This is a genomic window from Bifidobacterium sp. UBA744, from assembly GCA_002298605.1.
GTDB lineage: Bacteria > Actinomycetota > Actinomycetes > Actinomycetales > Bifidobacteriaceae > Bifidobacterium.
Window position 1 is genome coordinate 17,106 of the sequence record DBKS01000032.1, and the last position, 7,425, is coordinate 24,530.

Below are 7,425 nucleotides of genomic sequence, written 5' to 3' on the forward strand. Positions count from 1 at the left end.
CCGCCACGGCCGGCGCCGGACTCCTGGTCCTCGAAACCGGGGATCGCAAGGCTGATCTTGCCGCGGTCGTCCACACCCTGCACGACGACCTCGACGGTGTCGCCCTCCTTGAGGACGTCCTCCACGGCATCGATGCGCTCGCCATTGGCGAGGTTGCGGATCTGGGAAATGTGCAGCAGGCCGTCGGTACCCGGGGTGAGGTTCACGAACGCGCCGAAGGACGTGGTCTTGACGACCTTGCCGTTGTAGGTTTCGCCGGCTTCGGGCACATGCGGGTTGGCGATCTGGTCGATGACGGCCTTGGCCTTCTCGGCGGCCTCGCCGCCTTCGGAGGAGATGTAGACGGTGCCGTCGTCCTCGATTGCGATCTCGGCGCCGGTGTCTTCCTGGATCTGGTTGATCATCTTGCCCTTCGGACCAATGACCTCGCCGATCTTGTCGACGGGCACCGTGGTGGTGATGATGCGCGGAGCATACTCGCTCATCTCGGCCGGACCGTCGATGCACTCGTTGATGACTTCGAGGATGGTGCTGCGGGCTTCCCTGGCCTGCTGCAGGGCGGAGGCCAGAATGTCGGCCGGAATGCCGTCGAGCTTGGTGTCGAGCTGCAGGGCGGTGATGAACTCGGAGGTGCCGGCCACCTTGAAGTCCATGTCGCCGAAGGCATCCTCGGCGCCCAGAATGTCGGTGAGCGTCTTGAAGACATGCTGACCGTCCACATCACCGGACACCAGGCCCATGGCGATGCCGGCGACCGGGGCCTTCAGCGGCACGCCCGCGGCCAGCAGGCTCAGCGTGGAGGCGCAGACGGAGCCCATGGAGGTGGAACCGTTGGAGCCGATGGCCTCGGAGACCTGACGGATGGCGTAGGGGAACTCCTCGCGGCTCGGCAGCACCGGCACCAGGGCCTTCTCGGCGAGGGCGCCGTGGCCGATTTCGCGGCGCTTCGGGGAGCCGACGCGGCCGGTCTCGCCGGTGGAGTACGGCGGCATCTCGTAGTTGTGCATGTAGCGCTTGGACTGCGGACCGGACAGCGCGTCGATCTGCTGCTCCATCTTGAGCATATTGAGCGTGGTCACGCCCAGGATCTGCGTCTCGCCACGCTGGAACAGGGCGGAGCCGTGCACGCGCGGCACGATGTCCACTTCGGCGGACAGGGTGCGGATGTCGCGCAGGCCACGGCCATCGATGCGGTAGTCCTCGGTGAGGATGCGGCGGCGCACGATCTGACGCTGCAGCTCCTTGAACGCGTTGCCGATCTCCTTGTCCTTCTCGGCGTCGTCCATGTCGGTGAACTCGGAGGCCAGCGTGTCCTTGACGCCCTGCTTGATCTCGGCGATGCGGTCCTGGCGCGGCAGCTTCTCGGCGATGGAAAGCGCCTCGTTGAGGTCGGCGTGGGCGATCTCGTCGATGCGGGCGTACAGCTCGTCGGTGTACTCCGGGAAGAGCTGGAATTCCTTGGTCTTCTTCGCGGCCTTGGCCTTCAGCTCATCCTGCGCCTCGCAGATCACCTTGATGAACGGCTTGGCCGCTTCGATGCCGCCGGCGACGACTTCTTCATCCGGCTTGGTCTGGCCCTCGTCGTAGATGAGATGCCAGGCATTCTTGCCGGCGCCGGCCTCGATCATGGCGATGGCGACGTCGCCGTTCTCGATCACGCGGCCGGCGACCACGATCTCGAACACGGCGCGCTCACGCTCGCTCCAGCGCGGGAAGGCGACCCACTGGCCGTCGATCAAAGCCAGGCGAACGCCGGAAACAGGTCCCTCGAACGGCAGGCCGGAGATCATGGTGGAAGCGGATGCGGCGTTCAGGGCGATCACATCATAGGCGTCGTCGGGGTTGACGGCCAGCACGGTTTCCACCACCTGAACCTCGTTGCGCAGCGTGTGCGGGAACAGCGGGCGCAGCGGACGGTCAATGATGCGGCACGCCAGAATCGCCTCGGACGACGGACGGCCCTCACGACGGAAGAAGGAGCCGGGGATCTTGCCCGCGGCGTACATCTTCTCTTCGACATCGACGGTCAGCGGGAAGAAATCGTAGTTTTCCTTCGGGCTGGAGCCGGCGGTGGTGGTGGACAGCACCATCGAATCATCATCCAGATACGCGGCGACCGCGCCATCGGCCTGCTGGGCAAGACGACCCGTTTCGAAACGCAGGGTGCGCTTGCCAAATGATCCATTGTCAATAACGGCCTCAACGGCCTTGATCTCGGGACCCTCCATGGGGTTCCTCCTTTTTTCTGTTATTCCTAATTACCTAACTAAACTTCTGCTACCGGGCTGTCCTCGTCAGCGGACATGCTTCACAAACCCCGTGCGGCCCCCTGGCCGCGTCCTCGTGCCGAACCTTCCGGCGGACCCTCCGGTCTTTTCCACATCCGCGCACCTTGCGCGGCTCGCTCCCGGTCCATTTTCCCGTGGACGCACGGACGGCGATTATGCAAAACGCCCGAGCACCGGTCTAGGCACTCGGGCGGAAGTATGTTATCGGCGCAGGCCGAGCTTCTCGATAAGAGCACGGTAACGGTTGATGTCCTCGCGCTTCAGATAGTCGAGCATACGACGACGGTCACCGATCATCAGCTGCATGCCACGACGGGAGTGGTGATCATGCTTGTGCTGCTTGAGGTGCTCGGTCAGATCGGAGATGCGCTTGGAAAGCAGCGCCACCTGGACCTCCGGGGAGCCCGTGTCGCCCTCATGGGTAGCGAACTTCGCGATGATGTTCTGCTTCTCTTCGTTAGTCAGTGCCACAGTTCCTCCTTATAGTCCTGGGCTGCGCGGTGCACCCGACACCATGCCGGGGCGCTCTCTATCCGCGGGCGACAATACGCCGAATGAAAAGTGTACGCCGGGGGGTGGATTAGGACCGCGGCCACGGCCGGCGCGGTCAGACGACGGTGATCACGCCGCCGAACAGCACAATCGCCAGCGCCATCAGCTCGATCAGGAAGAACATCGAGAACGCCGCCCAGCTGCGAGTCAGCACGTTGAGCGGGGAATCCTTTTTGATCAGCACCAGTATGGCCACGAACGCCAGCGCAAACACGGCGACGCCGAGCCCTGCGGCAACGATGCCGAGGTTGCCGGCATTGGCCAGCTGCGCATACCGCCCATACACCACATAGGTCACATACCAGAAATTGCCGCGAAGCAGAAAGACGCCCGACAGGAACTGCTCGGCGGCCAGGCCGACCACGAACACAAAGCGCCACGACCACTGCCGCGTCTGCACCACCGCCATGCCCAAACCGGTGCATGCCACCAGGGTCACGGCCCAGCCCACCAGTGCGATGCCTCGCGGCTCGAAGCGCGTGAGTACGCCCAGTACCTGGCCCGTGTGATTCATCGCGAAGTCGCGGCCCAGCCAGTACGGCGCGACAATGGCCGCCAGCACCAGCGCGAAAAAACCGATCCAGGCAAAGGGACGGAACCGACGCTTCTCATCGTCCGCCAGCGAGAGGTCCGACTGCGGCATCTCGGTCGCCGCCTCAAACAACTCATCGGAACGTTCGGTATCGTCGCTCATGCATCACCCTCGAGATTCCGTCGGAACCGACACCAGCACCCCTGTCAAGTGGAGCGGATGACGGGAATCGAACCCGCGTAATCAGTTTGGAAGACTGAGGCTCTACCATTGAGCTACATCCGCGTCGCCGTTTTGCGCGAACAAAACAACGTGAGCCATTATACACACACCATGCCCAACGCCGACCGACACGCCGATCACGACGGATCCACCAGAATGACCACCGCGGAGGCGACGGGCCCGTCATGGCTCAGCGAGATCATCCACCGCGGCCCGCCCGCGGCGGCGACCGGAGGCAGCGACGCCCGCAGCTCGCGTTCGACGTCGACGCCCAGCGCCACATGGGGCCGGCCACGACCGTCATCGAGGATTTCAACGCCATTCCACGGGAAATCATCCAGCGTGTAGGGACTGGGCAGCTCCCCGAGCGCGGACTCCCACGCCTTGAGCGCCGCCTCCTTCCCGGCCCATTTGGCCGCCATATGCACGGTCGGGCCATCGCCCTTCGCCCTGCCCCGCATGGAGGCCTGCCGCACCTCACGCGGCGAGAACAACCCGAGCATCCTGGACCCGGGTTCGTCCAGTTGCTCGGCGAACGCGGCGACGTCCACCACGTCATGCCCCACACCCAGCATCCGCATACGTGCTCCTTCCACCCTCAGCCCACCGGCTGTCTCAGGCTACCGGCCGCGACCGACCTGCGCCGCCCCCCGCCCAAACCGTCCGGCAATGTGACATTGCCGACATTCCGCAGCCCGGTCGTCTGCGCCGGCGACAGGTCCGAACCTCCGCAAAAGCGCGGAACCACAAGCAATCAAGACACTACATGTTGTGTTTTTCGCAATGACACACCACAAGACATAGTGCCTTGCGGATTGCGACGCGACCGATAGACTGACGCCAGCGACCGCGCAAGCGCCGCCTTCACAGCACACCGAACCACGGAGGGCCCATGACCGTCACCGTCTACAGCAAACCATCCTGCCCGCAATGCGAAGCCACCAAACGCCAGCTCGCCAAGCGAGGCGTCCCCTTCGACACGGTGGACGTCACCGCCGATCCCGACGCCCTGGCGACGCTGCAGGCCGCGGGATTCCTTCAGGCACCCGTGGTGGTCACCGACGACGACTCGTGGAGCGGATACCGACCGGACAAGATCCGCGCCCTGACCAGCGGCACCGTCTCCGCCCCGGCCCATGCGTGACCGGCCGGAGGCGACGCGCGGCACCGGGATCGGCGCGGTGGTGTTCTTCTCGTCCGCATCGGAAAACACCGCACGCTTCGTGGCCGGCTGCCATCTCCAGGACGAGGGGGTCAACGTCCATCGGATCCCGTTGCACGCCGACGATCCGCCATTGCAGGTGCGCGAACCCTATATCCTCATGGTCCCCACCTACGGCGGGGGCGACCCGCGAAAAGCCGTGCCCATCCAGGTGAAGCGGTTTCTGAACGATCCGGACAACCGCCAATGGATCCGCGGCGTCATCGCATCGGGCAACACCAATTTCGGAACGGCCTTCTGCGCGGCCGGAGACATCATCGCCGCCAAATGCAACGTGCCGTTCCTGTACCGATTCGAACTCATGGGAACGCCGGAAGACGCAGCCAAGGTGCGCGCCGGCGTGACGAAGTTCCTCCACAGCCACCCAAACCCACCCACAAGGACGATAGCGTGACCACCACAGACACCACCCCCCGCAACCCGAACCGCAAGCCGAACCGCAGCGCAGACCCGGCATCCGAGCACAGCGGTCCGTCGCACGACTACCACGCGCTCAACGCAATGCTCAACCTCTACGACGAGAACGGCGACATCCAATTCGACAAGGACCGGGCCGCCACGCGCGAATACATCAACGGACACGTGCGCCCGAACACCATGGCCTTCGGCTCCACCGCCGAGCGCCTGAGCTACCTCATCGAACACCAGTACTACGACGGCGAGGTCTTCGCGCGATACACCCCCGAATTCCTCGACTCGTTCTACGCCCACGCCCAGTCGCGTCACTTCGCATTCGACACCTTCCTGGGCGCCTTCAAGTTCTATTCCTCATACGCGCTCAAAACCTTCGACGGCACGCGGTACCTCGAGGACTTTCCCCAGCGGGCGGCGGCCGTCGCCCTGGACCTGGCCGCCGGGGACGAACGCATGGCCCGCCGGGTGCTTGACGAAATCATCGACAGACGCTTTCAGCCGGCCACACCCACCTTCCTGAATCTCGGCAAGGCCCAGCGCGGCGAACCGGTCAGCTGCTTCCTGGTGCGCCTCGAAGACAACATGGAGTCGATCTCCCGCGCGATCAACGCGGCGCTGCAGCTGTCCAAGCGCGGGGGCGGCGTGGCGCTCCTGCTGACCAACCTGCGCGAGCTCGGCGCGCCCATCAAGCACATCGAGAACCAGTCCAGCGGCGTGGTGCCGATCATGAAGCTGCTGGAGGACTCGTTCTCCTACGCCAACCAGCTCGGGGCCCGACAAGGCGCCGGCGCGGTATACCTCAACGCGCACCATCCGGACATCATGCGCTTCCTCGACACCAAGCGCGAGAACGCGGACGAGAAAACCCGCATCAAATCGCTGGCGCTGGGCGTCGTGATCCCCGACGCCACCTTCGAACTGGCCAAGCGGAAGGAGGCGATGGCGCTGTTCAGCCCCTATGACGTGGAACGCGTATACGGCAAACCGTTCGCCGACATCTCCGTCAGCGAGCATTACGACGAGATGGTGGCCGACAGGCGCATTCGGAAAACCTATATCGACGCGCGCCAATTCTTCATGACCATCGCGCAGCTGCAATTCGAATCAGGCTACCCATACATCATGTTCGAAGACACCGTCAACCGCGCCAATCCCATCGAGGGACGCGTGACCATGAGCAACCTGTGCTCCGAAATCCTGCAGGTGCAGGAGCCGAGCACCTACAACGAGGACCTGAGCTATGCGCATGTGGGCCGGGACGTATCGTGCAACCTCGGCTCGCTGAACATCGCCGAAGCCATGGACGGCGACCTGGGAGCCACCGTGGAAACCGCCGTGCGCGCACTCACCGCCGTCGCCGAGCACACCTCCATGGACTGCGTGCCGTCGATCCGTCGCGGCAACGAGGAGGGACACGCCATCGGGCTGGGCCAGATGAACCTGCACGGGTTCCTCGCCCGCGAGCACATGCACTACGGCGGCGAGGAGGCGCTGGACTTCACCGACATATACTTCATGACCGTGGCATACCACGCCTATCGGGCCTCGCACGCGCTGGCCGTGGAACGGGGGCGCGCATTCGCCGGCTTCGCCCGGTCCGCGTATGCCAAACCGGCCGGCGGGGGCAACTACTTCGACAAATACACCGACGGAAGCCACCCGCTGGAACCGCGCACCGACACAGTACGCCGGTTGTTCGTCTATCGGGGCATCCACATCCCGACCGCCGAGGACTGGGCGTCGCTGCGAGACGAGATTCTGCGCGACGGCATCTACAACCAGAACCTGCAGGCCGTGCCGCCCACCGGATCGATCTCGTACATCAACCATGCCACATCGTCGATCCACCCCATCGCCGCCAAAATCGAAATACGCAAGGAAGGCAAGATCGGCCGCGTCTACTATCCGGCCCCCTATATGACCAACGACAACCTCGACTACTACGAGGATGCCTACGAAATCGGCTGGAAGAAGATCATCGACACGTATGCCGCGGCCACCCGGCATGTGGATCAGGGACTGTCGCTGACCCTGTTCTTCCCGGACACCGCCACCACGAGGGATCTCAACAAAGCCCAGATCTACGCCTGGCGCAAGGGCATCAAGACACTGTATTACATCCGCATACGGCAGCAGGCCCTGGAAGGCACCGAAGTGCGCGGCTGCGTAAGCTGCATGCTCTGAACCGCACCGGC

General features: G+C 64.1%; 7 protein-coding genes and 1 tRNA gene. 3 read left to right on the forward strand and 5 right to left on the reverse strand.

Going from position 1 to position 7,425, the window contains the following annotated elements:
• The 5 genes from B2994_RS03570 to B2994_RS03590 form a co-directional block, all read right to left on the reverse strand.
• Nucleotides 1-2,228, reverse strand: a 2,228-nt coding sequence (locus tag B2994_RS03570; protein WP_291527013.1) for a polyribonucleotide nucleotidyltransferase, incomplete at its 3' end; no start/stop codon positions are given.
• Between the two features lie 261 nt (nt 2,229-2,489).
• Nucleotides 2,490-2,759, reverse strand: a complete 270-nt coding sequence (gene rpsO, locus B2994_RS03575) for a 30S ribosomal protein S15 (protein ID WP_291527014.1) — start codon at nt 2,757-2,759, stop codon at nt 2,490-2,492.
• 136 nt (nt 2,760-2,895) lie between these two features.
• A complete protein-coding gene (locus tag B2994_RS03580; protein WP_291527015.1) occupies nt 2,896-3,534 on the reverse strand; it encodes a hypothetical protein in 639 nt (212 codons plus the stop codon).
• A gap of 49 nt (nt 3,535-3,583) precedes the next feature.
• Nucleotides 3,584-3,657 (reverse strand) — tRNA-Gly (locus B2994_RS03585).
• Between the two features lie 74 nt (nt 3,658-3,731).
• The gene (locus B2994_RS03590; protein WP_291527016.1) at nt 3,732-4,175 is read right to left on the reverse strand and encodes a holo-ACP synthase; all 444 of its coding nucleotides are present in this window, start codon (nt 4,173-4,175) and stop codon (nt 3,732-3,734) included.
• A gap of 311 nt (nt 4,176-4,486) precedes the next feature.
• Here B2994_RS03590 and B2994_RS03595 point away from each other — a divergent pair, with 311 nt between their 5' ends.
• From B2994_RS03595 to nrdE, 3 genes are read left to right on the forward strand one after another with little or no spacing between them, the layout of a single operon-like run.
• The gene (locus tag B2994_RS03595) at nt 4,487-4,738 is read left to right on the forward strand and encodes a glutaredoxin family protein (RefSeq protein WP_291527017.1); all 252 of its coding nucleotides are present in this window, start codon (nt 4,487-4,489) and stop codon (nt 4,736-4,738) included.
• Entirely contained in the window at nt 4,731-5,210 is a 480-nt protein-coding gene (nrdI, locus tag B2994_RS03600) for a class Ib ribonucleoside-diphosphate reductase assembly flavoprotein NrdI (protein ID WP_291527018.1), read from the forward strand. Before B2994_RS03595 ends, nrdI begins: the two co-directional genes overlap by 8 nt.
• Complete coding sequence (gene nrdE, locus B2994_RS03605) at nt 5,207-7,414, forward strand: class 1b ribonucleoside-diphosphate reductase subunit alpha (RefSeq protein WP_291527019.1); 2,208 nt, start codon at nt 5,207-5,209, stop codon at nt 7,412-7,414. Before nrdI ends, nrdE begins: the two co-directional genes overlap by 4 nt.
• Nucleotides 7,415-7,425 lie beyond the last annotated feature (11 nt).